The sequence below is a fragment of the Tianweitania sp. genome (assembly GCF_032053605.1).
In the GTDB taxonomy this organism is placed as follows: domain Bacteria; phylum Pseudomonadota; class Alphaproteobacteria; order Rhizobiales; family Rhizobiaceae; genus Tianweitania.
Genome location: NZ_DAMBUH010000008.1, coordinates 16,880 through 41,848, shown reverse-complemented (window position 1 = coordinate 41,848; position 24,969 = coordinate 16,880). Strand labels below are relative to the sequence as shown.

Annotated in this window: 25 protein-coding genes and 1 tRNA gene; 15 read left to right on the top strand and 11 right to left on the bottom strand. The window is 60.2% G+C overall.

The features are described from left to right. Positions 1–37: 37 nt before the first annotated feature. From coaE to RTX98_RS03755, 4 genes are read right to left on the bottom strand one after another with little or no spacing between them, the layout of a single operon-like run. Positions 38–643, bottom strand: coding sequence for a dephospho-CoA kinase (gene coaE / locus RTX98_RS03770; protein ID WP_312794695.1), 606 nt, complete (start codon positions 641–643; stop codon positions 38–40). Further along, positions 640–1,476 carry a shikimate dehydrogenase gene (locus RTX98_RS03765; protein ID WP_312794692.1) on the bottom strand — a complete coding sequence of 279 codons (837 nt, stop codon included), beginning with the start codon at positions 1,474–1,476 and terminating at the stop codon, positions 640–642. The genes coaE and RTX98_RS03765 overlap by 4 nt, the downstream gene beginning before the upstream one ends. Continuing rightward, a complete protein-coding gene (locus RTX98_RS03760; RefSeq protein WP_312794690.1) occupies positions 1,469–2,065 on the bottom strand; it encodes a Maf-like protein in 597 nt (198 codons plus the stop codon). The genes RTX98_RS03765 and RTX98_RS03760 overlap by 8 nt, the downstream gene beginning before the upstream one ends. Before the next feature lie 24 nt (positions 2,066–2,089). Then, positions 2,090–2,911 (bottom strand): pyruvate, water dikinase regulatory protein, encoded by an 822-nt coding sequence (locus tag RTX98_RS03755; RefSeq protein WP_312794688.1) that lies wholly within the window; start codon positions 2,909–2,911, stop codon positions 2,090–2,092. Positions 2,912–3,301: 390 nt separating this feature from the next. Here RTX98_RS03755 and hemE point away from each other — a divergent pair, with 390 nt between their 5' ends. The 8 genes from hemE (at position 3,302) to RTX98_RS03715 (ending at position 11,848) form a co-directional block, all read left to right on the top strand. Further along, the gene (hemE, locus tag RTX98_RS03750; RefSeq protein ID WP_312794687.1) at positions 3,302–4,336 is read left to right on the top strand and encodes a uroporphyrinogen decarboxylase; all 1,035 of its coding nucleotides are present in this window, start codon (positions 3,302–3,304) and stop codon (positions 4,334–4,336) included. 14 nt (positions 4,337–4,350) lie between these two features. After that, the gene (hemJ, locus tag RTX98_RS03745) at positions 4,351–4,845 is read left to right on the top strand and encodes a protoporphyrinogen oxidase HemJ (protein ID WP_312794686.1); all 495 of its coding nucleotides are present in this window, start codon (positions 4,351–4,353) and stop codon (positions 4,843–4,845) included. A 169-nt stretch (positions 4,846–5,014) separates the two neighbouring features. Beyond that, positions 5,015–6,280, top strand: coding sequence for a transcription termination factor Rho (gene rho / locus RTX98_RS03740; protein WP_312794684.1), 1,266 nt, complete (start codon positions 5,015–5,017; stop codon positions 6,278–6,280). 63 nt (positions 6,281–6,343) lie between these two features. Further along, positions 6,344–7,657, top strand: coding sequence for a tRNA uridine-5-carboxymethylaminomethyl(34) synthesis GTPase MnmE (gene mnmE / locus RTX98_RS03735; protein WP_312794683.1), 1,314 nt, complete (start codon positions 6,344–6,346; stop codon positions 7,655–7,657). Positions 7,658–7,677: 20 nt separating this feature from the next. Then, complete coding sequence (mnmG, locus tag RTX98_RS03730) at positions 7,678–9,537, top strand: tRNA uridine-5-carboxymethylaminomethyl(34) synthesis enzyme MnmG (RefSeq protein WP_312794682.1); 1,860 nt, start codon at positions 7,678–7,680, stop codon at positions 9,535–9,537. Further along, the gene (gene rsmG, locus RTX98_RS03725; RefSeq protein WP_312794680.1) at positions 9,534–10,172 is read left to right on the top strand and encodes a 16S rRNA (guanine(527)-N(7))-methyltransferase RsmG; all 639 of its coding nucleotides are present in this window, start codon (positions 9,534–9,536) and stop codon (positions 10,170–10,172) included. The genes mnmG and rsmG overlap by 4 nt, the downstream gene beginning before the upstream one ends. Before the next feature lie 25 nt (positions 10,173–10,197). After that, positions 10,198–10,974 carry a ParA family protein gene (locus RTX98_RS03720; protein WP_189504576.1) on the top strand — a complete coding sequence of 259 codons (777 nt, stop codon included), beginning with the start codon at positions 10,198–10,200 and terminating at the stop codon, positions 10,972–10,974. Position 10,975: 1 nt separating this feature from the next. After that, positions 10,976–11,848 (top strand): ParB/RepB/Spo0J family partition protein, encoded by an 873-nt coding sequence (locus tag RTX98_RS03715; protein WP_312794677.1) that lies wholly within the window; start codon positions 10,976–10,978, stop codon positions 11,846–11,848. A gap of 12 nt (positions 11,849–11,860) precedes the next feature. Here the strand turns inward: RTX98_RS03715 and holA are convergent, their stop codons facing one another. Further along, positions 11,861–12,889: a DNA polymerase III subunit delta gene (gene holA, locus RTX98_RS03710; RefSeq protein ID WP_312794675.1), complete on the bottom strand. Its 1,029-nt coding sequence runs from the start codon at positions 12,887–12,889 to the stop codon at positions 11,861–11,863. Between the two features lie 162 nt (positions 12,890–13,051). Here holA and RTX98_RS03705 point away from each other — a divergent pair, with 162 nt between their 5' ends. Genes RTX98_RS03705 through RTX98_RS03695 form a run of 3 tightly spaced genes read left to right on the top strand, consistent with a single transcriptional unit; the run spans position 13,052 to position 15,245 of the window. Next, positions 13,052–13,699, top strand: a complete 648-nt coding sequence (locus tag RTX98_RS03705) for a CDP-alcohol phosphatidyltransferase family protein (protein ID WP_312794673.1) — start codon at positions 13,052–13,054, stop codon at positions 13,697–13,699. Further along, positions 13,696–14,307: a lysophospholipid acyltransferase family protein gene (locus RTX98_RS03700; protein ID WP_312794672.1), complete on the top strand. Its 612-nt coding sequence runs from the start codon at positions 13,696–13,698 to the stop codon at positions 14,305–14,307. The genes RTX98_RS03705 and RTX98_RS03700 overlap by 4 nt, the downstream gene beginning before the upstream one ends. Next, positions 14,307–15,245: a phosphatidate cytidylyltransferase gene (locus RTX98_RS03695; protein ID WP_312794671.1), complete on the top strand. Its 939-nt coding sequence runs from the start codon at positions 14,307–14,309 to the stop codon at positions 15,243–15,245. Before RTX98_RS03700 ends, RTX98_RS03695 begins: the two co-directional genes overlap by 1 nt. On the opposite strand, the gene RTX98_RS03690 is transcribed toward RTX98_RS03695, so the two are convergent. The 3 genes from RTX98_RS03690 to RTX98_RS03680 all read right to left on the bottom strand — a co-directional run bounded on the left by RTX98_RS03690 (position 15,227) and on the right by RTX98_RS03680 (position 16,328). Then, positions 15,227–15,700 (bottom strand): MgtC/SapB family protein, encoded by a 474-nt coding sequence (locus tag RTX98_RS03690; RefSeq protein ID WP_312794670.1) that lies wholly within the window; start codon positions 15,698–15,700, stop codon positions 15,227–15,229. The genes RTX98_RS03695 and RTX98_RS03690 overlap by 19 nt on opposite strands. A gap of 5 nt (positions 15,701–15,705) precedes the next feature. Continuing rightward, entirely contained in the window at positions 15,706–16,092 is a 387-nt protein-coding gene (locus tag RTX98_RS03685) for a DUF1622 domain-containing protein (RefSeq protein ID WP_244641463.1), read from the bottom strand. Between the two features lie 161 nt (positions 16,093–16,253). Continuing rightward, a tRNA-Gly gene (locus tag RTX98_RS03680) sits at positions 16,254–16,328 on the bottom strand. Between the two features lie 142 nt (positions 16,329–16,470). Between RTX98_RS03680 and RTX98_RS03675 the strand changes: the two genes are divergently transcribed. The 4 genes from RTX98_RS03675 to RTX98_RS03660 all read left to right on the top strand — a co-directional run bounded on the left by RTX98_RS03675 (position 16,471) and on the right by RTX98_RS03660 (position 19,017). Continuing rightward, positions 16,471–16,968: a prolyl-tRNA synthetase associated domain-containing protein gene (locus RTX98_RS03675; RefSeq protein ID WP_312794665.1), complete on the top strand. Its 498-nt coding sequence runs from the start codon at positions 16,471–16,473 to the stop codon at positions 16,966–16,968. Between the two features lie 57 nt (positions 16,969–17,025). Continuing rightward, the gene (trxA, locus tag RTX98_RS03670) at positions 17,026–18,006 is read left to right on the top strand and encodes a thioredoxin (RefSeq protein WP_312794664.1); all 981 of its coding nucleotides are present in this window, start codon (positions 17,026–17,028) and stop codon (positions 18,004–18,006) included. A 96-nt stretch (positions 18,007–18,102) separates the two neighbouring features. Further along, a complete protein-coding gene (locus RTX98_RS03665) occupies positions 18,103–18,774 on the top strand; it encodes an LON peptidase substrate-binding domain-containing protein (RefSeq protein ID WP_189504595.1) in 672 nt (223 codons plus the stop codon). Positions 18,775–18,795: 21 nt separating this feature from the next. Then, entirely contained in the window at positions 18,796–19,017 is a 222-nt protein-coding gene (locus tag RTX98_RS03660) for a Trm112 family protein (RefSeq protein WP_312794663.1), read from the top strand. Positions 19,018–19,023: 6 nt separating this feature from the next. Here the strand turns inward: RTX98_RS03660 and RTX98_RS03655 are convergent, their stop codons facing one another. From RTX98_RS03655 to RTX98_RS03645, 3 genes are read right to left on the bottom strand one after another with little or no spacing between them, the layout of a single operon-like run. Next, positions 19,024–22,401, bottom strand: coding sequence for an error-prone DNA polymerase (locus tag RTX98_RS03655; protein WP_312794662.1), 3,378 nt, complete (start codon positions 22,399–22,401; stop codon positions 19,024–19,026). Beyond that, the gene (locus tag RTX98_RS03650) at positions 22,398–23,957 is read right to left on the bottom strand and encodes a DNA polymerase Y family protein (RefSeq protein ID WP_312794741.1); all 1,560 of its coding nucleotides are present in this window, start codon (positions 23,955–23,957) and stop codon (positions 22,398–22,400) included. The genes RTX98_RS03655 and RTX98_RS03650 overlap by 4 nt, the downstream gene beginning before the upstream one ends. Beyond that, complete coding sequence (locus RTX98_RS03645) at positions 23,950–24,918, bottom strand: hypothetical protein (RefSeq protein WP_312794661.1); 969 nt, start codon at positions 24,916–24,918, stop codon at positions 23,950–23,952. The genes RTX98_RS03650 and RTX98_RS03645 overlap by 8 nt, the downstream gene beginning before the upstream one ends. Positions 24,919–24,969: the final 51 nt, after the last annotated feature.

Below are 24,969 nucleotides of genomic sequence, written 5' to 3'. Positions count from 1 at the left end.
CCGTTTTCTTTCTTTTAATCGTTAACGCCGCGACGCCTTAGCGCGAAGCGCCTGGCAATGACGCTTCGCGAATGTCTTTCAGGACCGCCTGAACGGCAGCACGCGCAGGCTCCAGACCGGCGCCTGTGTCGATGACGTAATCGGCACGTCGACGCTTTTCCCCATCCGGCAACTGCTTCGCCAGAATAGACGCAAATTTGTCTTCCGTCATGTTCGGACGTGACAAGACCCGTTCACGTTGGATGTCGGGCGAGGCACTGACCACGACGATTCTGTTGACCCGATCTTCGCCATGGGTTTCGAACAGCAGGGGGATGTCGAGCACGGCCACCGGTGTTTTGGCCTTTCGATGCGTGTCGAGAAAGTTTTCGCTTTCCGCCCGCACCAGCGGATGGATGATCGCTTCCAGCCGCTTGAGCTCAGGCGGGTTGTTGATTACCGCAGCCGCCAGTCTGGTACGATCGACGACACCATCCACGACCGTGCCGGGAAAGGCCGCGTCGATCAGCGGCACGGCCTTGCCGGCATAAAGGCGATGCACGGTTTCATCGGAATCATGAACCGGCACACCCTCGTCGCGAAACATCTGGGCCGTCGTGGATTTACCCATGCCGATGGAGCCGGTGAGGCCGAGAATGATCATGCGGCTTTTTCCACATCGGCGGCGATAAGGTCGTAAAGCGCCTGATCGACCGTCGGCCGCGCACCGAACCAGCGTTCGAAGCCGGGAACGGCCTGATGCAGGAGCATGCCGAGGCCATCGACCGTGCGCAAACCGCGCTGTTCGGCGTCGCGCAACAAGGGCGTTTGCAGCGGCACATAAACGATGTCGGAGACCACGGCGGTCTTTGGCAGGCGGTCGAGATCGAGGACCGGGCCGGGTGTTCCCTTCATCCCAAGCGAAGTCGTGTTGACCACGAGGCCGGCATCTTCAAGCAGGCCGTCGGTCTCGTCTTCGCCGTGGGCGGTGACGCCGTTGCCGAAATGATCGGCCAGTGCTTCAGCCCGCGCGACCGTGCGGTTGACGACGCGGATCGACGGCACCTTGCGGGTTTTCAGAGCTTGGATGATGGCGCGCGCGGCACCACCGGCGCCAAGCACGACGGCCGCCTCGCATTTATCCCAGCCGGGCGCTTGCGCATCCATGTTGGCGGCATAACCGTAGGCGTCGGTGTTGCCGCCCCACAGCGTTTCGCCAGCCATCCACAGCGTGTTGACGGCGCCGATGGCTTCGGCCGCTTCATCGCGCCGGTCGACCAGCTGGAACGCGGCTTCCTTGTGGGGAATGGTGACATTGCCGCCAACGAAAGCGCCGGCGCGAAGTTGCGCGATGAAGTCCGCAAAGCCATCCGGCGCGACTTCGACGCGTTCGTAGGAGCCGGGAAGGCCGAGTGCCTCCAGCCAGTGGTTGTGGATCATCGGCGAGCGGGAATGGGCGATCGGAAACCCGCAAACGAAAGCCTTTTGATCAGCCATCGATAGCCTCCTGCTCCCGCAGAGCTGACAGGAGTGGCAGCAGCGGCAGGCCGACAATGGTGAAATGATCGCCTTCGATCTTTTCGAACAGCTGAATGCCCTCGCCTTCAATCTGGTAGGCGCCCACGCTTTGCAGAGCCTTGGGCCCGACATGGCTGAGATGGCGACCGATAAAGCCTAGATCAAGCTTGCGCATCGTCATGCGCGCGACCGAAACCGTGCGCCAGATGGGAACGCCGGCGCGCGCAATGACTACCGCGCTGTTCAGCTCATGGGTCTTGCCCGACAAAGCCAAAAGGTGACGACGCGCGCCTTCCATGTCGGCCGGCTTGTGGAAGATCTCGTCGTCAAGGGAAAGGGTCTGGTCAGCACCGATAACGACGGCATCGGGATAGCTTTCGCTGACGGACACGGCCTTGGCTTCCGCCAGAATGTCGGCGACTTCCGCCGGCGTAACGCCGGTATCTTTCAGCGTGGCGTCGATAGCGCGCTCATCGATGTCCGAGGCAACGGCGTCGACGGTGAGACCCGCGTCTCGCAACATCTTCAGGCGAAACGGGCTGGTGGAAGCGAGAATGATCTGGGTCACGGCAATTCCTGAGTTCCGGGCGGGCTATCGGTTCTTGCCGCGCAAGGCAACGATGGCAGCCGCCGTCTCTTCGATCGACCGCCGGCTGACATCGATCATCGGCCAGCCATGCCGGCCACAGATCTGGCGGGCATAAGCGAGTTCGGCCGATATCTGCGAGCGATCCGTATAAGAAGAGATGTCGAAGCTTGGCGTGGAGCCGAGCAGGCGGTTCTCGCGAACCTGCGAAATGCGTTCGGCCGAGGCAATCAGGCCGACGATCAGCGGCTTGGTGGCGGCAGCCAGACTGTCGGGCATCGGCACGCCGAGAACGATTGGGATATTCACGGTCTTGATGCCGCGATTGGCGAGATAGATGCTGGTCGGCGTTTTCGACGTGCGGGAAATGCCGATCAGGACGATATCCGCATCGTTCATATCCGGCGGCAACTGGCCGTCATCATGCTCCATGGTGAAGTTCAGCGCATCGATGCGCCGGAAATAATCGGCATCCAGCACGTGCTGCGCGCCGACGCGGCGTCCGGCCGGCGTGCCGAGATAGGACTGAAACACGGTCAGCACCGGTTCCAAAACAGACACATAGGGCAGCCCCATGGCGGCACAGCGCGCATCGATGATCGCCGCCAGCTCCTGGTCCACCATGGTGTAAAGGATGATGCCGGGCTCGGCCTCGATTTCCTCCAGCACCTTTTCAACCTGCTTGGTCGTGCGGATCAGCGGATAGATGTGCTCGATGGCGCGCGCATCCTTGTATTGCGAAGCCGCCGCTCGGCCCGCCGCCAGGAGAGTCTCGCCGGTCGCATCAGAAATCAGATGCAAATGGAAGTAGCTTTGCGGCTTGCTCACACTCTTTAGCCTGTCCTGTGGGGTTCTGTGGAAAAGGCGGGACGGTTCGGCGGCCTGTGGAAGACGGGCCGGGATAGCAGCCGATTTGTCCACAATTCACGACGGTTCGGCAATGGTTTCGTGACGGCTGGGGAGATCGTGGACGGCAGAAGGTTGTTCGTTCGAGGTTCTCAAGCCTAGTGAAATTGGCTTCAAACAAGATTTTGAATCTCAACCTCTTTTTGCGGTTATCCCCGTGATTGACATCCTCTCCGCCTGACTGTCCCACGCCGCACTGGCAGTGACGCATCGACGCGGGACATGTGGGTAATGTTGAACTCCCGTTACGAACAGAGTCATAGAAACAAAAGACTCTTAGATAAGAAATCTTCTTTATTAGGGATGGCAGGCATGGAAGCGCCGCGACGCGTGGTAGTCGAGGTACTGAAGGGTTCGACTGCCTTTCCGCCTCCGATCTGGATGATGCGCCAGGCAGGCCGCTATCTTCCCGAATATAGGGAGCTGCGCCAGAAAGCAGGGAGCTTCCTCGATCTCTGCTACAATCCCGATTTTGCCGTGGAAGTGACGCTGCAGCCGATCCGCCGCTTTGGCTTCGATGCGTCGATCCTGTTCTCCGACATCCTCGTCGTGCCGCATGCGCTTGGCCGCGATCTGCGCTTCGAGGAAGGACGCGGGCCGCTGATGACGCCGATCCAGCCGGACGAAATCCCGGCGCTCGATGGCTCACGCTTCCACGACCACCTGGCGCCCGTCTACGAGACCGTTCGGCGCTTGCGCAGTGCCCTGCCCCCTGAAACCACGCTGATCGGCTTCTGCGGGGCTCCCTGGACGATTGCGACCTATATGATCGCCGGACATGGCACGACGGATCAGGCGCCGGCTCGACTGTTCTCGTTCCAGTATCCCGACCTGTTCGAGCAGATGCTGAACACGGTTGCCGATCATTCCGCCGATTATCTCATCCGTCAGATCGAAGAAGGCGCGGATGTCGTGCAAATCTTCGATTCCTGGTCGGGCGTGTTGGACGAGGCTTCCTTCGAGCGCTGGTGCGTGAAGCCGGTGGCGCGGATCGTTGCAAAAGTGCGGACGCGTTTCCCGGATGTGCCGATCATCGGTTTTCCGAAAGGGGCCGGCACGCTTTATGCACAATACCGCCAGAAGACCGGCGTCACCGCGCTTGGCCTCGACTGGTCGGTTCCGCTCAGCCAGGCGGCCAGCCTGCAGCGTGACGGCGCCGTTCAAGGCAATCTCGATCCGATGCGGCTTGTGGCCGGCGGCGAGGCGCTGCGTGAGGGCGTTGGCGCCATTCTCAAGCAACTCGGCTCCGGTCCGCTGATCTTCAATCTCGGCCACGGCATCACGCCGCAAACGCCGATCCCCCATGTTCAGGCCATGGTGGATCAGGTGCGCGCGGCCGGCGCTTAAACCAGGTTTCTGTCATGCGCGCGATCGTTTCGATTGTTGTTCTGGTTGCGGGTGCCGCGCTTCTGTTTGCGGTCGCCGGCGACGGGTTCTATCCCTGGGCCAAGGCGATCCATGTCATGGCCGTGATTTCCTGGATGGCCGGGATGTTCTACCTGCCGCGGCTGTTCGTGTATCATGCGGAAACCGGTACCGGCACGCCGCAATCCGAAACCTTTAAGATCATGGAACGGCGTTTGTTGCGGGCGATCATCAATCCCGCGATGATCGTGACCTGGATCTTCGGCCTGTGGCTGGCGTGGCATGGCTTTGCGTTTTCCGGTGGATGGCTGCATGCCAAGATCACGTTGGTTGTGATCCTGTCGGCCCTGCACGGCTATCTCACCACTGCGCAGCGGCGCTTCGAGGAGGATCGCAACGTCCATCCCCCGCGTCATTGGCGCATCGTCAACGAGATCCCGACCGTTCTGATGGTGCTGATCGTGATTCTGGTGATCGTGAAGCCGTTCTAAGGCAGCAGGAAACCAGTCAGACCATCTTGCGTGAAGGGTCAGACACAGCTATGTGGAGGCCCTCCCTCCTTTGTAAGCGCCGATTGTTCTCCGTTCGGTGCCGCAGGCTGCATTCCACTGAAAGCGCCGGCCCTTCACTCCCCCTATCTGATCCCCCACTAGGTTCCCCATGCAGGAAATGAAACTCCAGGAGCTCAAGAGCAAGAAGCCGGCGGAACTCGTCGCTTTTGCTGAAACGCTCGAAGTCGAGAATGCCAGCGTTCTGCGCAAGCAAGAGCTGATGTTCGCCATTCTGAAGAAGCTCGCGGCGCAGGAAGTCGAGATCATCGGCGAAGGCGTGGTGGAAGTCCTGCAGGACGGCTTCGGCTTTCTGCGCTCCGCCAATGCCAACTATCTTCCAGGACCGGACGATATCTACATCTCGCCCTCCCAAATCCGCCGCTTTTCTCTAAAGACCGGCGACACGGTTGAAGGGCCGATCCGCAGTCCGAAGGAAGGCGAGCGTTACTTCGCGCTCCTCAAGGTGAACACGATCAATTTCGACGATCCGGAAAAGATCCGGCATAAAATCCACTTCGACAACCTGACGCCGCTTTATCCCAACCAGCGGTTGAAGATGGAGATCGACAATCCGACGACGAAGGATATTTCGCCGCGCGTGATCGATCTGGTGGCCCCGATCGGCAAGGGCCAGCGCGCTCTGATCACCGCACCGCCGCGCACGGGTAAGACCGTGCTGATGCAGAACATCGCCCATTCCATCACCACCAATCATCCGGAATGCTACCTGATCGTTCTTCTGATCGATGAGCGGCCGGAAGAAGTGACGGACATGCAGCGATCGGTGAAGGGCGAGGTCGTGTCCTCCACCTTTGATGAACCGGCGGTGCGCCACGTTCAGGTCGCTGAGATCGTCATCGAAAAAGCAAAGCGCTTGGTCGAACACGGTCGCGACGTCGTCATTCTTTTGGACTCGATCACCCGTCTGGGTCGCGCCTACAACACGGTGGTGCCGTCATCCGGCAAGGTGCTAACCGGCGGTGTGGATGCGAACGCTTTGCAGCGCCCAAAGCGCTTCTTCGGTGCCGCGCGCAATATCGAAGAAGGCGGTTCGTTGACGATCATCGCGACTGCCCTCATCGATACTGGCAGCCGTATGGATGAAGTGATCTTCGAAGAGTTCAAGGGCACCGGTAACTCCGAAATCGTGCTTGATCGCAAGGTCGCCGACAAGCGCATCTTCCCGTCCATGGATATCCTGAAATCCGGTACGCGTAAGGAAGACCTGCTGATCGCGCGTCAGGACTTGCAGAAGATCTTCGTGCTTCGCCGTATCCTTGCTCCGATGGGTACAACGGACGCGATTGAGTTCCTGATTGACAAGCTGAAGCAGACGAAGACCAATTCCGAGTTCTTCGAGTCGATGAACACCTGATCGATTCGGTCCCGCAACAAAGATGAGGAAGAAGGCCGGGTCTAACCGGCCTTTTCCATTCCGATGGCAAACTTCAGCGATACGATCTACGCTTTGTCCTCGGGTTCACTGCCCGCCGGGATTGCGGTTGTTCGCATTTCAGGTCCGGCCGCTGAGACAATCCTGAAGCGATTGACTGGCAAGGCGGTTGAACCTCGAATAGCCCGTTTACTGGTCCTGAGGGATGAGCAAGGCGAGGTGCTCGATCAGGCTCTCACCCTGTTTTTTCCCGAGGGCATGAGCTTTACGGGAGAAGCTGTCGTCGAGCTACATCTCCACGGCGGCAAGGCGGTCCTGCGCGCCGTTTTGGATGCCATCGCTGCTTTTCCCAATACGCGCCTCGCGGAAGCAGGCGAGTTTACGCGGCGTGCGTTCATCAATGGACGTATGGATCTCACCGCCGCCGAAGGTGTTGCCGATCTCATCTCTGCCGAGACAGACGCGCAACGTCGCTTTGCGCTTAGCAATGCAGTCGGTGATCAAGAAAGGCTTTATTCCGGTTGGCGTGAGCAGTTGATCGAAGCCAGAGCCCTGATCGAAGCCGATCTCGACTTTTCCGATGAAGGCGACGTGCCGGGATCGGTGGCAGACGCGGTGCTGGAGCAGGTTCATGCATTGCGTGTGGTAGTCGAGGAGCATCTGAGCCAAACACGGCGAGGCGAAATCCTGCGCGACGGATTTCGCATAGCCATTGTCGGCGAGCCTAACGTTGGCAAATCAAGCTTGCTTAATGCGATTGCACGGCGTGATGTGGCGATTGTGTCTTATGAAGCTGGCACCACACGCGACTTGATTGAAGTGGCTCTCGACCTTGGTGGCTATAAGGTTATCCTGATCGATACGGCCGGCCTCCGGGAAACCGACAATATAGTCGAGCGCCTTGGTATCGAACGTGCGCGCACCGCGGCACATCAAGCCGACTTGGTTTTGCACCTGCATGTAGCCGGAACTGAGAACCCGTCCAAACTAGATGTACCTGTACAAACACTTTCGGTGGCCACAAAAGCCGATCTTCTGCCTGATGGCGTGCCTGCTGACTCCGTTGCTTTGTCTACGATGACCGGGGACGGATTATCAGATTTGCTTGTAGAGATAGAACACCGTGTAACAGAAGCAGCATCCGGCATGTCTCTGCTGCTTCCAAGCCGGGAGCGTCACGTTCAGCATCTTCGCCAAACGCACCTTGCTCTAGAACGGTCACAGAGGACGCACCTGCCCCTCGAGCTTCTTGCGGAGGAGCTTCGGATCGCGGCGGATCATCTCGGTCATATTACCGGCGCCATCGGCGTTGATGATCTTCTGGATGTTATCTTCACGCGCTTCTGTATCGGAAAATGACTCACGTGAAACACAGAGCCATGACAAACACCTTGTATGACGTTGTTGTCGTCGGCGGCGGACATGCCGGATGTGAAGCTGCAGCGGCCTCAGCACGGATGGGCGCTCGGACGGCCCTCATCACCATGGATGTCAGCAAGATCGGCGTTATGTCTTGCAACCCAGCCATCGGCGGTCTCGGTAAAGGCCATCTGGTTCGAGAAGTAGACGCACTGGACGGGTTGATGGGTCGCGCGGCTGATGCGTCAGGTATCCAGTTCAGGATGCTCAACCGCCGAAAGGGACCGGCCGTTCGCGGGCCCCGGACACAGGCCGATCGCAAGCTCTACCGGAAAGCGGTCCAGGAGCTTCTGAGCGAGCAGCCGAACCTCGACTTGATCTCAGGTGAAGTCGCTGATCTGCTACTGGACGGCAAGAGAGTAGCAGGGGTTCACCTTACTGAAGGTACGACGATAACATGTGGTGGTGTCGTCCTCACCACAGGAACTTTTCTCGGCGGCATCATCCACTTGGGTGATCGAACCTGGCCCGCTGGCCGCGTTGGCGAGGAGCCGTCAACAGCACTTGCAGCGCGATTGCGGCATCACCTTCAACTAGGAAGATTGAAGACGGGCACCCCACCCCGGCTAGATGGTAAGACGATCGATTGGGCTGGCATCGGCAAACAAGAAGCAGATACGGATCCCCGACCCTTTTCCCTAATGACCGATCGTATTCAGGTCCCACAAATCGCTTGCGGTATTACGCGCACCGCGCTGGCTACGCACGCTGTGATCCGGGACAACTTGCATCGCTCGGCGATGTATTCGGGATCGATCACCGGCGTCGGGCCACGCTACTGTCCGTCGATCGAGGACAAAGTCGTGCGTTTCGGCGATCGGGATGGGCATCAGGTCTTCTTGGAACCGGAAGGGCTGGATGACGATACGGTTTATCCAAATGGCATCAGCACGTCCCTCCCCGAGGAGGTGCAGGCGGCCATCATCCAGTCTATGCTTGGCTTGGAAAAGACGCGCATCTTACAGCCCGGCTATGCGATCGAATACGACTATGCCGATCCCCGGCAACTCGTTCACTCACTGGAAAGCAAGCAAATACCTGGCCTGTTCCTGGCAGGACAAATCAATGGAACGACCGGCTATGAGGAAGCAGCCGCGCAGGGGTTGCTGGCCGGACTAAACGCCGCTCGGTTGGCTGCTGGTAGCAACTGTGTTCGGATGAGCCGGACAGAGAGCTATCTAGGCGTCATGGTGGACGATCTTGTCACGCGCGGTGTGAGCGAGCCCTATCGCATGTTTACATCGCGCGCGGAGTTTCGACTGTCGCTTCGCCCTGATAATGCTGACGAACGCCTTACGCCCAAGGCAATCGAATTCGGTCTCTCGTCCGCGAAGCGGACAAAGGCATTCCACGCGTACCAAGAAGAGATCGGGCTTGGTTTGGGCATGCTTTCCTCTCTAAAAGCTTCCCCCAACCAGCTTCGATCGTTCGGCTTGTCCGTCAATTTGGACGGGCGCGTGAGAACAGCGTTCGACGTTCTTGCCAGCAGCGACACAAGCTTGGACGACATTGTTCGAATTTGGCCGGAGGTCGACAGCCTGAGCGCCAGAGCGAAGGAAGCGTTGGAAATCAAGGCTAAGTACTCGGTCTATCTTGATCGCCAAGAGGCCGACGCCGCGATGCTACGGAAGGAAGAAGCCAGGTTGCTTCCGGTGGATTTGAACTATGCCGGGATCTCTGGTCTGTCGAATGAGCTGAAGGCGAAACTGGCTGCCGCCCAACCCTTATCATTGGCTGACGCTCAGAAGATCGAAGGCATTACGCCGTCCGCCCTTGCTCTCGTTCTAGCGCACGCTCATCGAGCACAAGTTGCTGCATGACGCCGTCGGAAAAGATCGAATCACTGCAAGCCGTTGCACCTGACGTTTCACGTGAAACAGCCGAAAAGATGCTTGGACTGGAGAGCTTCTTTCTGAAATGGGCAAAGACCATCAATCTGGTCTCTTCCAGTACCTTGGACGAAGCTTGGAAGCGGCATTTTCTTGACAGTGCACAGCTGTGGAATTGGCGTGGCGAGACCAAAGCGTGGCTTGATCTTGGCTCTGGCAGCGGTTTTCCAGCGCTTGTGATAGCGCTGTTAGAACGTGACAGCGGCGCCAGGGTTACGCTTGTTGAAAGCAACGTCAAAAAGTCGGCTTATCTCCGACAGGCTATCACAGCCCTTGATCTCAACGCTCATGTTCTCACCCGCAGGGTAGAAGAACTGGAAGACGGTGTCTTCAAAGGCTCATCCACCACAATCACGGCGCGCGCCTTCGCACCTCTGGACCGTATGCTGGAGTGGACCAACGGCTTTGGCTGTGCCTCGGCGCGAGCCCTTTTGCACAAAGGTCGTGGATTTCATGCCGAGCTGGATGATGCGCGTAGGCGCTGGGCATTCGATCTGGTAGAACGCACCAGCCTGGTTGATTCCGATAGCGTGATTTTGGATATCACTGCCGTTCGAAGGCTGTAGGCGCTGAACTCAATGTGGTTAGCCAATGCGCATTATAACTCTGGCCAATCAAAAAGGCGGTGTCGGTAAGACAACCACCGCTATCAACCTCGCCACTGCGCTTGCTGCGATTGGCGAGCGGGTGCTGATTGTGGATCTAGATCCGCAAGGGAATGCTAGCACAGGCCTGGGTATCGACAAGGAAGAGCGGACGCTTTCGTCCTATGACGTGCTTGCCGATAAGATTCCTCTGTCCGAAGTCGCCATCCAGACGGTTGTTCCCAATCTTTGGATTGTCCCTTCCACGATGGATCTGTTGGGCGTGGAGATGGAGATCGCCGCCCTCCCCGATCGGACCACCCGTTTGAAGTCGGCTTTGGGTGATGCTCAAGACCTCTTCTCGTATGTGCTTGTTGATTGCCCACCATCGCTGAACTTGCTGACCATCAACGCGATGGCCGCGGCTGACTCCGTGCTGGTTCCGCTGCAATGCGAGTTCTTCGCGCTGGAAGGTCTCAGCCAGCTTCTTCGCACAGTGGAAATGGTGCGGCAGACGATCAATCCGCAGTTGATCATCCAGGGCATTGTGCTGACCATGTATGATGGTCGCAACAACCTTGCGAACCAGGTTGTCGATGATGTGCGGGCGCATATGGGGGATAAGGTCTATGAGACCGTGATTCCGCGCAATGTGCGGATTTCGGAAGCGCCATCGCACGGAAAGCCGGCAATCCTGTATGATCTGAAATGCTCGGGAAGCCAGGCCTATCTGCAACTGGCCACCGAAGTCATCCGGCGCGAACGGCGTTTGAAGGCAGCTTGATATGAGTGAAGAAACGGGAAAACGCCGCCTCGGTCGCGGCCTGGCTGCATTGATCGGCGAGATCGATCGTCCTGCCGAGCAGCAAGCTCCGAAGGCGCGTGCGGATGGCGTTGTGCCGATCGAGATGGTGGTTGCCAATCCACGCAATCCCAGGCGGACGTTCGGCGAGAACGATCTGACCGATCTCGCGCAGTCGATTCGCGAACATGGCGTCGTGCAGCCAGTGATCGTACGGCCGGGCCGTATGGATGGAACGTATGAGATCATCGCCGGTGAGCGTCGTTGGCGGGCGGCGCAACGCGCAGGTGTCACGCAGCTTCCGGTTCTGATCCGCGAGGTCGATGATCGTGTCGCGCTTGAGCTTGCGATCGTTGAGAACGTTCAGCGCGCCGATCTGAATCCTGTTGAAGAAGCAATGGGTTATCAGCAGCTGATCGACGAACACAGCTATACTCAGGCTGATCTAGGGCAGGTGATCGGCAAGAGCCGTAGCCATGTCGCGAACACGTTGCGCTTGCTGAAGCTGCCGACGATCATCCAGGATATGCTGACCAGCGGAACGCTGTCGGCCGGTCATGCGCGCACCTTGGTGACGGCGGCCGATCCGTCCGGTCTCGCCAAGCGGATCGTGGAAGAGGGTCTTTCGGTGCGTCAGGCAGAGGCGCTTGCTCAGGCGCCGGAAAGCAAGACGCCGGCGCCGACCCGCGCTAACGACAATGCCAAGGATGCCGATACGCTGGCGCTGGAGAAGCTGCTATCCGATCAGACTGGTTTGCGAGTGACCATCCTGCACAAGGAAAAGGGCGGCGAGATCAAGATTGCTTACCGCTCGCTCGATCAGCTCGATGAGCTGTGTCGCCGCCTTCAGGCTTGATGAGCCGCGCACTCAAGGACGGTGCAGGGTCAGTCCTAGCAGACAACGCTCGATGATCGCATCGCTGAGGTCGGGGTAACGCCGGCTTTCCAGTATGGCCGCCTGTACGCGCTGCAAGGCGGTCGAGGCTTGTGGCAGGGAGAAGCGGGTCAGGGCACGTTCCACTGCCGCCTTGCGATCGAAGTAGAGCGGCGGGCGTGCTGCGCCGATGACAGCGCTTGCAGGCCGGTTGGAGGTCTGCATGTCCGCGCGAAGGCTTTGCACGATCTGCAACTGGCGAAGCGCAGACAGGAGCAGGGTCGTTCGATTGCCGCCGGCCGACTTGAACCGTAGTAGAGCCTGCTGAAAACCGGATACGTCGCCCTTGAGCGCGGCGTTCAGGGCATCGTCGGCCGAGGTCGCCGACACGTCGCCGATCAGCAAAGCGACATCGTCTTCCTCCACTTCCGATTTGCCGTGGCAATACAGCGCCAGCTTTTCGATCTCGCCACGTGACGCCAGCCGGTCGCCGCCGAGCAGGGCCTTCAAGCGGGAGCGGGCGGGCAGGCCGATGCGCAATCCATATGGCTGCAGGCCCTCATCGATCAGGGCATCGATGGCGCGCGGATCGTCGCTGTAGCAAGGCAAGGCCATGCCGCTGAACGCTGTTTCCACGACGCCACGCACGCCGGCGCCCTTCTTCAAATCGCCGCCCTCGATAAGTACCAAGGCATCGGCAGGCGGGTCTTTGGCGAGATCCTTGATGGCGTCGGCGAATGCCTTTTGCGCGCCGGCATTGCGGATCCAGATCAATCGCTGGCTGCTGAACATGGAAAAGGTCTTCACCTCGTCGAACAGGCGGCCGGGATCGGAGTCGATGTCGCCAGCGTCCAGCCGCACGACGGCAAACGGATCATCCAGCGCGATGCCAGTTGAAACGGCGAACTTGCGCGCACGCTCGGCGACAAGGCCGCGATCAGGGCCATAGACCAAGATGATGCGGGCGGTACGGTCCGGCCGGGCCAGCCAGGAGTCGACTTCGTGGTTCTTCTTCTGCGCCATAGGAACAATCAGTATCTCGTTCCCGGCAGGTGGTAACCGAACAACCCCAGGCCTGTCACGCGGCCAGACGCGACACGTTCCGATTGCCGCAGGGGCAGCGACTCTGGTTTTACGGATCGAACCCGGCTATCGGGTGAGTCGGGGTTCTATGTGGGGGATTGTATGGCGGAACAGGTGAACGAGCAGGCGACTGCGGATCGCCGGCCTTTGGCGTCGCGCAGCACCAGCTGGGCACAAGGGCTGGCCAAGCTGCTTCTCAAGACGTCGGCCACCCCGAATGCCGTATCGGCCACGGGGATAGGTTTTGCGGCACTGGGCGGCGTGGCCTTCGGCTACGGTCCTCAGCATCCCTGGTTGTTTCTCGTGGGTGCGCTAATGGTGCAGCTGCGCTTGTTGTGCAATCTTCTGGACGGCATGGTTGCGGTGGAAGGTGGCCGTGGGTCGCCCACCGGCGCCTTGTTCAACGAAATCCCCGACCGCTTCGAAGACAGTTTTTTGCTGATCGGCTTCGGCTATGGTTGTGGACATCCTGAGCTGGGATATGTCGCTGCGATCCTGGCGGTGATGACCGCCTATCTTCGCGCCTTCGGCGCATCGCTCAGTTTCGGACAGGATTTCCGCGGACCGATGGCCAAGCCGCAGCGTATGGCGGCGTTGACGATCGGTGGCGTGCTCGCCTTCTTTGAAGCCGTGTTGTTCGGCTCTTTGTACAGCCCGATCATCATTCTGGCCGTGGTTATCGCAGGCACCGCATGGACCTGTTCGCGTCGCATCGGCGCGATGAGCGCGCGTTTGAAGGACCGGGCATGATCGACCACATCCTGATCGGACTGGCGCGCTTTCTTGTTGGCGGGCGGCCCGAATGGCTTGGCACGCAGCCATCGCTGCGCCAGCGGATCTACTTCGCCAATCACGGCAGCCATCTCGATACGATCCTGCTCTGGGCCGCGATCCCAACGCGCCTGCGGCCGACCACGCATCCGGTTGCGGCGGCGGACTATTGGGGCAAGGGGCGTCTGCGCCGCTCCGTTGCGCTTGATCTTCTGAATGCGGTTCTGGTTGATCGCAGCGGAGGAGGCGCAGCGTCCGGCCAGGATCCGCTCGCGCCCTTGGAAGAAACGCTGGAGCGGGGCCATTCCCTGATCATCTTTCCGGAAGGAACGCGCGGCGGTGAAAAACTGCCGGCCGCGTTCAAGTCGGGGCTGTTTCGATTGGCGACGCGGTTTCCGCAGGTCGAACTCGTTCCTGTTTACCTCGAGAACATGTCGCGGGCTTTTCCGCGTGGCGCCTTTTTGCCTGTTCCGATCTCCTGCCATGTCCGCTTCGGCGCGCCTTTGTACATCGAAGGCGGCGAGACCAAGGAAGCATTCCTGGAGCGGGCGCGTGAGGCGATCGTGGCCCTGGCGGAGGTGAACTGATGGACCCGACGCTTGTCACGCTCTTCATCGGGCTGATCACCGTTCTTGCCACCGCCACCCTGATCGGCCAGATCCTGGGACGTCGTGCCGAAAGCACGGAAGCCCGTGCAACGGTCGACAACCTCAATGCGCGTATCCGGGCCTGGTGGCTGATGGTCGCGATCTTTGCCGTGGCCTTCGTATTTGGCAGGATCGTTACGCTCGTGCTGTTTGCGCTGACCTCGTTTTACTGTTTGCGCGAGTTCATCTCGCTCACACCAACAAAACCTGGCGATCATACCGCCCTTGCCTTCGCATTTTATGTCTTCCTGCCGCTGCAGTATGTGCTGATCGGGATCGACTGGCAGTCGCTGTTTTCTATCGCCATCCCCGTTTACGCCTTTCTGCTGCTGCCGGTTCTGGCGGTGCTGCGCCATGACACCGACGACTTCCTGTCGCGCACGGCCAAGCTGCAATGGGCCCTGCTTCTGACGGTTTACTGCATCAGCCACGCGCCGGCTTTGCTGCTGCTGAAGATACCCGGCTTCGAGAACAAGGGTGTGCTGCTGTTGTTCTTCCTGGTCACCGTGGTGCAGGCGAGCGACGTGCTGCAATACATTTTCGGAAAGCTGTTCGGCCGGCACAAAATCGCGCCGGTGGTCAGCCCCAACAAGACATGGGAAGGCTTCGTCGGGGGCGGTTTGGCCGCCACGCTGCTGGGGGCGGGCTTGTTCTGGATCACGCCATTCACACCGCTGCAGGCGGCCGGCATGGCGTTGGCAATCGTGCTTGCCGGCTTCAGCGGCGGTCTGGTTCTGTCAGCCGTGAAACGCTCGATGGGCGCAAAGGACTGGGGCCGCATGATCGAAGGCCACGGCGGCGCGCTCGACCGCATGGACTCCGTGACTTACGCGGCGCCCCTGTTTTTCCACCTGGTGAATTACTTCTTCGCAGCTTGAGCCTGTGCTTCCTTTTCTGAGTCGGGGCTGGTCTTTTCCTCACGGACAGGATCGGGGTAGCTGTCGGCGATGAACAGGATCACGGCCGTGACGAGGCCGACGATTACGCCCAGACCCCAGAAGGACGTACCGATCGCCAAGCCAAGCGCCCCGGTAATCCACACTGCGGCCGCGGCTTTGATGCCTTTTACGTCGAAGCCGCTCTTGAAGATCACGGCGCCGCCGAGGAAGCCGATGCCCGACAGAAAGCCTTGCAGAGTACGTGACAGGGAACTCGGATCGAGTTGCGCGAGGTGGACGCCAAGCAGCATGTAGGTGGTGGAACCGACAGCGATCAGGATCATGCCAGCTATGCCGATTGCCTTGTGGTGGACGCGCCGCTCGAAGCCGATAGCTGCGCCCAGGATCGCCGCTGCGCCAAGCCGCATCAGGATATCCAGCCCGTCCGACCACATCGATATCATCGTGGCTGCCTTTCCGTGTTTTCGCCTGCCTTTTGCCAAGGCCATCGATTCTCGATTTCTACGGTGAGCGAGATCGAGAGGAACGTTCTGATCAGCACGATCAAAGCCAGGATCAGGACGTTTTGCAATGTCGGTCGAATGGCGACCGTACCGATGATGTCGGCAGCCACAAGCAGTTCCAAGCCAAGCAGAATGGCACGGCCAAGCGTTTGGCGGAACTGGTGGTAAGGACTACTCGGCGCAGTGCTGCTGCGCGCCGCTGTGAAGGATCGAAAGAGCGCGTAAGCGGCCCCCAAAACAATAACGGCCACGCCAGTCCCTTCCAGGCCACGCGTTATGGCATGGAGCAGAAAGTCGAACCAGGATGTGGATGCTTCCGTCATCCGAAATCCTCTCGGCAGCGTCACTGATCGAACGCGGAAGCATCAAGATTGTTGCCGTTCAGTCGTCAGTCAGGAGTGGTGGTGCTGGAGACAAAGAGCCGGAAAACAAAAAAGCCGCCCGAAGGCGGCTTTTTGATCGCTTGAACTTCCCGAAGGAAGATTGGAGCGGGTGAGGCGATTCGAACGCCCGACCCCAACCTTGGCAAGGTTGTGCTCTACCCCTGAGCTACACCCGCTCACACGGCAACGCCGCAAGCCGCGCCTATATGGCCGAAAGCTTTTTCGATTGCAACAGGAATTTCGCATGCTTGCGCAGCCTTTCCGCTGCCTTTACGGAACGCTGATTATCGTCGGTTTTGTGATGCGGGTGAGGGTTCTATGCGTGTTGATCGTGAGGGATTGCTGGCGAAGCTCGATGGGCTGGGGATCCAGACAAGTACCGTCGATCATCCTCCGCTGCATACGGTGGAGGAATCGCAGCATCTGCGCGGCGAGATCCCGGGTGCGCATACGAAGAACCTCTTCGTCAAGGATCGCAAGGACCGCTACTTTCTGCTCGTGGTGGAAGAGATGGCTGTCGTCGATCTCAAGACCGTGCATCATGTGATCGGCGCGTCGGGCAAGGTCTCGTTCGGCAAGCCGGAAGCGCTGATGGATCTGCTTGGTGTGGTGCCCGGATCGGTCTGCGTGTTCGGTGCGATCAACGACACCGAGAACAGGGTCACAGTGGTGCTCGACAGCACCTTGATGGAAAGCGCGGTGATCAACGCGCATCCACTAACCAACGAGGCGACGACGTCGATCGGCAGGGACGACCTGCTGGCGTTTCTTCAAGCCGTCTCCCACCCGCCTCTTGTCTTGAAAATCACCGCCTGATCGCTCACATCGTGAGCCAAGTCGATAAGGGCAGGCTGAAGTCTGGAAGGATGTTTCATGAGCGATAAAGCAAACAATCCCTACGCTAGCGGGGGCCAGCCTTACCAGACCGAAGTCACGCTTGGCGGCGGCATTGCAGGCAATGGGGCCGGCAATGGGGCGAGCGGCGGTGGCGACCTCATCAAGGATACGACGACATCAGGGTTTTCCGCCGACGTGATCCAGGCCTCGCGCACGCAGCCAGTGCTGGTGGATTTCTGGGCGCCATGGTGCGGACCCTGCAAGCAGCTGACGCCGGTTCTGGAGCGCGTGGTTCAGGCCGCACGCGGCGCGGTGAAGCTCGTGAAGATGAATATCGACGAGCATCCCTCGATTGCAGGCCAGCTCGGCATCCAATCCATTCCAGCCGTAATCGCCTTCAAGAACGGCCAGCCGGTCGATGGTTTCATGGGCGCGGTGCCTGAAACCCAGATCAAGGCGTTTATCGACAAGCTTACGGCCGACATGGCTGGCGGAACGGCGGATCTTCTGGCGCAGGCGGAAGAGGCGGTGACACGCGGCGAAGCTGCGATTGCGGCTGATCTTTATGCCGCCGTGCTCGACGAAGACGAGACCAATGTGGATGCGCTGGCCGGGCTTGCGAATCTGTATTTCGATGCCGGGCAGGCGGATACGGCGCGCGAGCTGCTTGAGCGTGTTGCCGAAGACAAGGCTGGTCATGCCGGTGTTGCCGGGTTGCGCGCCAAGTTCGCTTTGGCCGATCAGATTGCCGAGCTTGGCGATGAAGGCGAGTTGCAACGCCGGTTAAGTGCTGATTCCACCGATCATGGTGCGCGCTTCGATCTCGCTTTGATCGCCAATGCGCGCGGCAACCGCGAAGAGGCTGCCGATCAGTTGCTGGCGATCATGAAGGCTGACCGGGAATGGCGTGAGGACGGCGCGCGGCAGCAGCTTTTGAAGTTCTTCGAAGCCTGGGGTCTGACTGATCCTTCGACCCTTGCAGCACGCCGCAAGTTGTCCTCGCTTTTGTTTCGTTGATTGGGGTGCGTTAACAAACAGTCCTGAGAAAAGGCCCGCACTCTTGAGAAACGGCCGGCCCGCACCAGATCTTTGGCCAACAGCGAGGAGATTTCAGTGCAGGCCGGCAATGCCCATTATCGTGTCGCGGAGGATATTCCTCCGGTGGTCCCGATCTTTCCGCTCTCGGCAGCGCTGTTGCTACCGGGCGGACGCATGCCGCTCAACATTTTCGAACCGCGCTATCTCAAGATGATCGATGCCGCTTGTGGCGGAGACCGGCTGATCGGCATGATCCAGCCGAGCCTCGACGGCGCGACGCTTGGTAATGGCGAACCAAGTCTGTGCGCGGTGGGCTGCCTTGGGCGCCTCGTTTCCTTTGCGGAAACAGGCGACGGCCGCTACCTCATCGGTCTGCAGGGCATCTGCCGTTTTCGGGTATCCGAGGAGATCGAGCATAAGGCGCCGTATCGCTTGTGCCGTATCGCGCCTTTCGTCAGCGACCTCAACGAGGACGCCGGCAGTGGCGAGATCGACCGGCCGGCCTTGCTCAAGACGCTGAAAGCCTATCTCGAGGTCAACGAGTTGGATGCGGATTGGGAGGGCGTGAGCCGGGCGGAGAACGCGACGCTGGTGAATGCGCTGTCCATGATGTCGCCTTATGGCGCGGCGGAAAAGCAGGCGCTGCTGGAAGCGCCGGATCTGCGCACCCGCGCCGATACGCTGATTGCGATTACGGAAATGGCCTTGGCCCGCTCGCGCGACAGTTTTGGCTCAGGCCTGCAATGACCGCGGGTACGGTGCTTCTCTATGGGTGATGAGCCGGCAAACAATCCACTCGCGTCGCGCCGTGTGGCAAAGCTTGACGTGCGCATGCTCGAGCTCCTGGCTTGCCCGGTGACCAAGGGCCTGCTGCGCTATGATGCCGAGCATGAGGAACTGATTTCGCCCGGCGCACGCTTGGCTTATCCCGTGCGCGACGGCATTCCGATCCTGCTGCAATCGGAAGCGCGGGTGATCGAGCTCGACTGAGCCACTTCATTGAAAGTTGCGACCGCGCGGCATGACCTTGGCCGAGCGCTTGGCGAGTTCCTCGATATCTTCCTTGAACTCCGGCATGTCGCGCATCAGTTTGGCGACGCGTTTTTCTGAATACGGGCCGTTGGCGCTTTGCGGCAGGGGACGGCGCACATGATCGGAATTGGCAAGGCTGTCGATCGTGGGGCCGTGTTCCGATAGCTCGGCCAAACGCGGCGTCAGATCCTCGATCTTCTGTGCGATCACATGGATCACCTCGCCCTGATGCTGCAGTTTGCCTGAAACGCGAACAAAACGGGCGCCCAGCACGATCGGCCGGAATTTTTCGAACGTGTCTTTCCAGATGATGATGTTGGCGAGGCCTGTTTCGTCTTCCATCGACATGAAGATCACGCCCTTGGCCGAACCCGGCCGCTGACGCACCAGAACCAGACCGGCCACGGACACGAAACGGCCGCTCCGCGTCTGGCCGAGATCGGCGCAAGGCAGCGTGCGCTCGCGCACCAATCGACCCCGCAGGAAGCTGACCGGATGCGCCTTCAGCGACAGAGTGAGGGTACGGTAGTCGTGGATGACATGCTCGCCGAGCGGCATCTCCGGCAACCGGGTTTCAGGCTCGAATTCGCGCAGTTGAAGGCCGGCTTGCGTGAACAACGGCAGCGTTTCGGGAGCGGTCTTGGCATCGAGTGCGCGTGCAGCCCATAAAGCGGCGCGACGGTCGAGACCGATCGAGCGGAACGCGTCGGCTTCGGCCAAACGCACGATCGTCGATGGGGAAAGTCCGGTTTTCAGCCAGAGATCGCGCACCGATGCGAAGCCTGAACCGCGAGCGGCAACCAGTTTATCAAGCTCTGCCTGGCTCAGCCCTTTCACCTGGCGGAAGCCTAGCCGGACCGCATGGCGGGTGCGGATGACGCCGCGCATGGAGCGATGGCGGCTGGCGATATGATCGGGCCTGAACGGCGCCTCCTCTAGGGTACAGTCCCAATCCGAGTGGTTGATGTCGACTTCGCGGATGTCCAAACCATGCTCTCGGGCATCACGCACCAACTGAGCCGGCGCATAGAAGCCCATCGGCTGGGCGTTGAGGATCGCTGCGCAGAAGACATCGGGATAATAGGTCTTGAACCAGCACGAGGCGTAAACCAGCAAGGCGAAACAAGCCGCGTGGCTCTCTGGAAAGCCGTATTCGCCGAAGCCCTCGATCTGGCGAAAGCAGCGTTCGGCGAAATCACGCGGGTAGCCGTTCTTGACCATGCCGTCGATCAGCTCGTTTTCAAGCTGGGAGATGATGCCGACGCGCCGGAATGTCGCCATGGCACGGCGCATCTTGTCGGCCTTGTCCGGCTTGAAGCCGCCGCATTCGATGGCGATCCGCATGGCCTGCTCCTGGAAAAGAGGAACGCCGAGGGTCTTGCCAAGAATGGCTTCCAACTGAGGCTTGATGTAGGTCGGCTCTTCCAGGCCTTCGCGACGGCGCAGATAAGGATGCACCATATCACCCTGGATAGGACCAGGGCGGACGATGGCCACTTCGATGACGAGGTCATAGAACTCCCTTGGCTTCAAACGCGGCAGCATCGACATCTGGGCACGGCTTTCGATCTGAAACACGCCCAGCGTGTCGGCGCGGCAGATCATGTCGTAAACGTTGTTCTCACCTTCCGGGATGGTGGCCAGCGTGGTGGATTGCTCTTCAGGGTAATGCTGCTTCACCAGATCGAAGCAGCGACGCAGGCACGACAGCATGCCGAGCGCCAGAATATCGACCTTGAACAGGCCGACGGAGTCGAGATCGTCCTTGTCCCATTCGATCATCTTGCGCTCGGGCATGGCCGTTTTCATGATCGGCACGATCTCGTCTAGCCGATCGCGCGTGATCACGAAGCCGCCGACATGCTGGCTGAGATGGCGGGGAAAGCCCTGGATCGCGTTGGCGTAATCGAAAAAGCGCCGGGTCAGCGGATCCTGCATAGCAAGGCCGGCGGAAGCGGCTTCGCGCGCACCAAGAGACGTGTCGCCCCATTTCCAGGTCGAGGCTGACAAAGCGCTGATCGTGTCTTCCGACAGGCCCAGCGCCTTGCCGACCTCGCGCATGGCCGAGCGCGAGCGATAGGAAATCACCGCCGCTGCAAGGGCCGTGTTTCGGAAGCTGTATTTCTCGTAGATGAAGGCGATGACTTCGTCGCGGCGCTGGTGCTCGAAATCGACGTCGATATCCGGCGGCTCGCCACGCTCTTTGGAGATGAAGCGCTCGAACAGCGTTTCCAACCGGTCAGGACCGATATCGGTGATGCGCAAGCAATAGCAGATCAGCGAATTGGCGGCCGAACCGCGCCCCTGACATAGAATACCCTTCGAACGGGCATGGCGTACGATGTCGTTGACGGTCAGGAAGTAGCCGGCGTAGCCGAGCTCTTCGACCAGAGCGAGTTCCTTTTGCAGGATCTCAATCGTCTTCTCGGTCGGACCGTCGGGAAAGCGCCAGGCTGCTCCTTCCCAGGTCAGCCGCTCCAGTTCCTCCTGCGCCGTTGCGCCATCTCGCGTTGGTTCGTTGGGGTAGTTGTGCTGCAGCTCTTTAAGCGAGAAACGCAGTGTGGCGGCGAAGCGCTGTGTCTCCACCAGGGCCTGGGGGATGCTGGCAAAGAGCCGTGCGATCTGAGCAGGGGATTTCAGATAGCGTTCGGCATTGGCCTGACGCTCCAGCCCAATGTTGCTGACCGGCTTGTTGAGACGGATGGCGGTAATGACATCCTGCATCTCGCGAAATTCCGGACGATGATACAACACATCGTTCACGGCCATGAGCGGCAAGCCCGATCGCCGGGCCAGTGCCGACACCTGCTCAAGGCGGAAACGATGATCGCCATTATAGGTCGGCGCTACCGCCAACCAGACCGAGCGATTGAAGCGCTGGCGAAGCTCCTCAAGAAAGGCGAGTGTTTCTTCCGTGTCCCCATAGGGATCGGCCAGAACGGCGAGCGAGATGTCCGCGCCCCATTCGATGAGATCGGCGCGGTAAACGCGCGATGCGCCCTTTTCGCTTTCTTCACGCAGATTGGCCTGGCTCAACAGCCGGCAAAGATGCCCCCAGCCTTCACGCGTTTGCGGATAGGCCAGAACATCCGGGGTGCCATCGCAGAAAACCAGCCGGCTGCCGGGATGAAACTGGAACCGGTTGGTTTTTGCCATGTTCCAGCCGCGCACTACGCCGGCCACCGTGTTTCGGTCCGCAATACCGACTGCGGTATAACCAGCTTCCAGCGCACCTCCCACCATCTGCTCGGGCGAGGCCGCGCCATGCAGAAAGGAGAAGTTCGACTGCACGGCGAATTCCGCAAAAGCGGGGCTGGCTTGCGGAAAGCGCTCCGTGCTCATGCAAAGATCCCATGCATGTACCAGCGCGGCATGGGCGGAAGAGCCGCCTGAAGATCGTCTTTCTCTTCCTTTGCCGCCGGATTCATATCAACGGTTTCAGCGAGTTTGCCGCTTTTGCGGCGGCGCTCTTCTTCCTCGGCTTTCATTAAAGGGCCAAGCCTCGGCTCGCCCTCGTAAAGGCCTTGGCGAAACAGCCAGTAGCGATGGCCCTCGCCATCCTCGACGCGGAAATAATCACGCGTTTCGCCGGTCTCGTCGTACCACCATTCCGGCGTCAAACGTTCCGGCCCTTCCGCGCGCACGATGCGGTGATGCATGCGCCGCCAGCGGAAATGGGCCGGCGGGCCTTCCGGTACTTCCGCGGTGACATCCACGGGTTCGGGCTGGCGCAGGAGCCGCAAAGGGCGCGAGAAGGTGGAAGCCGGCTTGGTGTCTTCGACCTCCGTCTTGTTTGCAGCACCGGGCGCATAGGCGATGGCGCGTTCCGGGATGTGGCTCGCGACCTCCACGGGATGCACCATCACCTGGCGACCGAGCCTGGCTTCCACCCGGTCAGCCAGAAGAGCGATGCTTTGCACCTCTTCATCGCCTTCCTTCATCAGGTCGCTTTGCACTTCCGCAAAAGGCTGCGCGGTGAGAACCGACAAGCGCAGGAGATCGAAGCCATAGCCGGGATCGAGGCTCTCGCTGGTGGCTGAGAGTTTTTCGCGAAACAGGAGCCGGATCAGTTTGGGATCCCGCAGAGGCCGTGCGGTTCTGACCCGCAACCGGAACACGGTGCCATCGACACGAAACAGCGCCAGTTCCAGTGAGGTCGCACCTTCACCGCGTTCGCCGAGAGCGGGCTGCAATGTCTTGGACAAGGTCAGAACCAGTTGCTCGATCTCTTCGATCGTGCCGATCGGCTCGAAGAAACGGCGTTCGGCCGATAGGGTCGGAACCGGTCGGCGAGGCGTGATGGATTCTTCCACCCGGCCAACAGCCTGGTCGATGCGCAGCAGAAGCTGCTTGCCAAAGCGTTTGGCAAGCGGGGCACGCGGAGCGGACAAAACGGCGCCCACCACACGCAAACCAACGCTTTCCAGGCCGTGGCGCGTATCGGGCGGTAGGCGCAGGGCCGACAAAGGGAAGGGCGCCAGAGCCTGCGCTTCCTCCCCTTGTTCGATGATCGCGCCGGAATCGAAGCGCGCCAGCGCATAGGCCGTGCCAGGCGTGGCGGCGAGCCCGCCGCGAATGTCGAAACCCTGTTCCTTGAGCCGTTTGCGGATATCGGCCATCAAGGCCACTTCGCCGCCAAACAGATGCGCGCAACCCGTGATGTCGAGATAAAGCCCGTCCGGCCAATCGATCGCCACCAGGGGCGTGTAGCGATCGCACCAGTCGGCCAAGGCGTCGAGCAGGCGCCGGTCACCCTCGGCATCGTCTTCGACGATATCGAGATCGGGATGCATGGCCCGCGCTTCGGCAATGCCCTGACCGATGCGCAGCTTGAGGGATTCGGCCTTGGCATCAAGGGCAGCGATGCGCTGCGCATTGTCCTGCCTGCAACTAACCACCAGCGGCGGCACGTCGCCGTTCAGGCGCGAAGCCCACGACTTGCCCAGCCGCTTGCGCCAGATTCGGTCTGTAGACAGACGCGGAAACCACAGAGCCAGAAACCGCTGGCTGTGCTTGGGCTGAAGGTTGGTTCGCTGTTCGGAGTTGGAGACGGCGTTCATGAGGGTTCCATTCCAGCGTGAAAGTGCCTGGACGTGCGGTGCGGCTTTTGGCGACGGTCAGTTCCAGGCCCGGCGGCCCGAGCGAGTCTCGCAAGGGACCATCAAGCGTTTGCCGCAAACCCGCAGGCGCAGGGGAAACAAGCAGCCTGACGGGTGCCGCGGTGGGTGTTTGTTCAGCTGACTGGCGCAGCAGGAACACCGGCCGCCCAGCCGCTTGCGCGCGGCGATGCAGCCTTCGCGTGGCGGTCAGATCCAGCATGCGGGGATTGCCGCGCAGTTCCAGGATCACGCCGGCCAGATCCGGCAGCCGTGCCGCTTCCTCACCAATCCACAGCGTGTCGCCGAGCTTGGGTGCTTCGGCGAAAAGAAGGCGCTGCGGCGCGATGCCGAAAGTTTCGCGGATGCCGGCGGCATAAGGCAGGCCGCCTTCGGAAAAAGCTTCCGTCGTGCCCAACCATAAAAGCGGCAGATGCTTTTGGGGCTCGCGCTGCAGGAGCCTGGAACCAAGCGCCAAGGCAAAGGCCGCTGCGGCTCCGGCGGCGCGTGCGGTCGGCGCGTGGATTTCCGTGAGCGCCCCCAAAGGCAGACCGCCGCCGAGCAGGGCATCGAGCGGCTCCACCTGGCTCGGCAGACAATCGCCATCCGGCAGACCCCGTCCGCTGCGCCGCATAAGGATGCCGTCGGCCGTTTGCCCGTCAGCTGAAGGCGCAGCCAAGCGCTCCGGCAGTACGCCTTCGATCCTGGCAATCTCATGACGCAAGGCGCAAAGCCTTTCCTGCGCCAAGGCTGATACCGCCATGACGTTCCACTCCGGTCGAGTTCGTTCCTGTTATGTTCTTATAGATTCCCG

Excerpts from the sequence above, each read along its gene's own strand:
- mnmG (WP_312794682.1), top strand. The coding sequence starts at position 7,678 with ATGACAAACACCTTGTATGACGTTGTTGTCGTCGGCGGCGGACATGCC.
- RTX98_RS03705 (WP_312794673.1), top strand. The coding sequence starts at position 13,052 with ATGGCGGAACAGGTGAACGAGCAGGCGACTGCGGATCGCCGGCCTTTG.
- hemJ (WP_312794686.1), top strand. The coding sequence starts at position 4,351 with ATGCGCGCGATCGTTTCGATTGTTGTTCTGGTTGCGGGTGCCGCGCTT.
- RTX98_RS03700 (WP_312794672.1), top strand. The coding sequence starts at position 13,696 with ATGATCGACCACATCCTGATCGGACTGGCGCGCTTTCTTGTTGGCGGG.
- mnmE (WP_312794683.1), top strand. The coding sequence starts at position 6,344 with ATGGCAAACTTCAGCGATACGATCTACGCTTTGTCCTCGGGTTCACTG.
- RTX98_RS03695 (WP_312794671.1), top strand. The coding sequence starts at position 14,307 with ATGGACCCGACGCTTGTCACGCTCTTCATCGGGCTGATCACCGTTCTT.
- rsmG (WP_312794680.1), top strand. The coding sequence starts at position 9,534 with ATGACGCCGTCGGAAAAGATCGAATCACTGCAAGCCGTTGCACCTGAC.
- RTX98_RS03765 (WP_312794692.1), bottom strand. The coding sequence starts at position 1,476 with ATGGCTGATCAAAAGGCTTTCGTTTGCGGGTTTCCGATCGCCCATTCC.
- RTX98_RS03685 (WP_244641463.1), bottom strand. The coding sequence starts at position 16,092 with ATGACGGAAGCATCCACATCCTGGTTCGACTTTCTGCTCCATGCCATA.
- RTX98_RS03715 (WP_312794677.1), top strand. The coding sequence starts at position 10,976 with ATGAGTGAAGAAACGGGAAAACGCCGCCTCGGTCGCGGCCTGGCTGCA.
- trxA (WP_312794664.1), top strand. The coding sequence starts at position 17,026 with ATGAGCGATAAAGCAAACAATCCCTACGCTAGCGGGGGCCAGCCTTAC.
- rho (WP_312794684.1), top strand. The coding sequence starts at position 5,015 with ATGCAGGAAATGAAACTCCAGGAGCTCAAGAGCAAGAAGCCGGCGGAA.
- holA (WP_312794675.1), bottom strand. The coding sequence starts at position 12,889 with ATGGCGCAGAAGAAGAACCACGAAGTCGACTCCTGGCTGGCCCGGCCG.
- RTX98_RS03690 (WP_312794670.1), bottom strand. The coding sequence starts at position 15,700 with ATGTGGTCGGACGGGCTGGATATCCTGATGCGGCTTGGCGCAGCGGCG.
- RTX98_RS03645 (WP_312794661.1), bottom strand. The coding sequence starts at position 24,918 with ATGGCGGTATCAGCCTTGGCGCAGGAAAGGCTTTGCGCCTTGCGTCAT.
- RTX98_RS03720 (WP_189504576.1), top strand. The coding sequence starts at position 10,198 with ATGCGCATTATAACTCTGGCCAATCAAAAAGGCGGTGTCGGTAAGACA.
- coaE (WP_312794695.1), bottom strand. The coding sequence starts at position 643 with ATGATCATTCTCGGCCTCACCGGCTCCATCGGCATGGGTAAATCCACG.
- hemE (WP_312794687.1), top strand. The coding sequence starts at position 3,302 with ATGGAAGCGCCGCGACGCGTGGTAGTCGAGGTACTGAAGGGTTCGACT.
- RTX98_RS03675 (WP_312794665.1), top strand. The coding sequence starts at position 16,471 with ATGCGTGTTGATCGTGAGGGATTGCTGGCGAAGCTCGATGGGCTGGGG.
- RTX98_RS03655 (WP_312794662.1), bottom strand. The coding sequence starts at position 22,401 with ATGAGCACGGAGCGCTTTCCGCAAGCCAGCCCCGCTTTTGCGGAATTC.
- RTX98_RS03660 (WP_312794663.1), top strand. The coding sequence starts at position 18,796 with ATGGGTGATGAGCCGGCAAACAATCCACTCGCGTCGCGCCGTGTGGCA.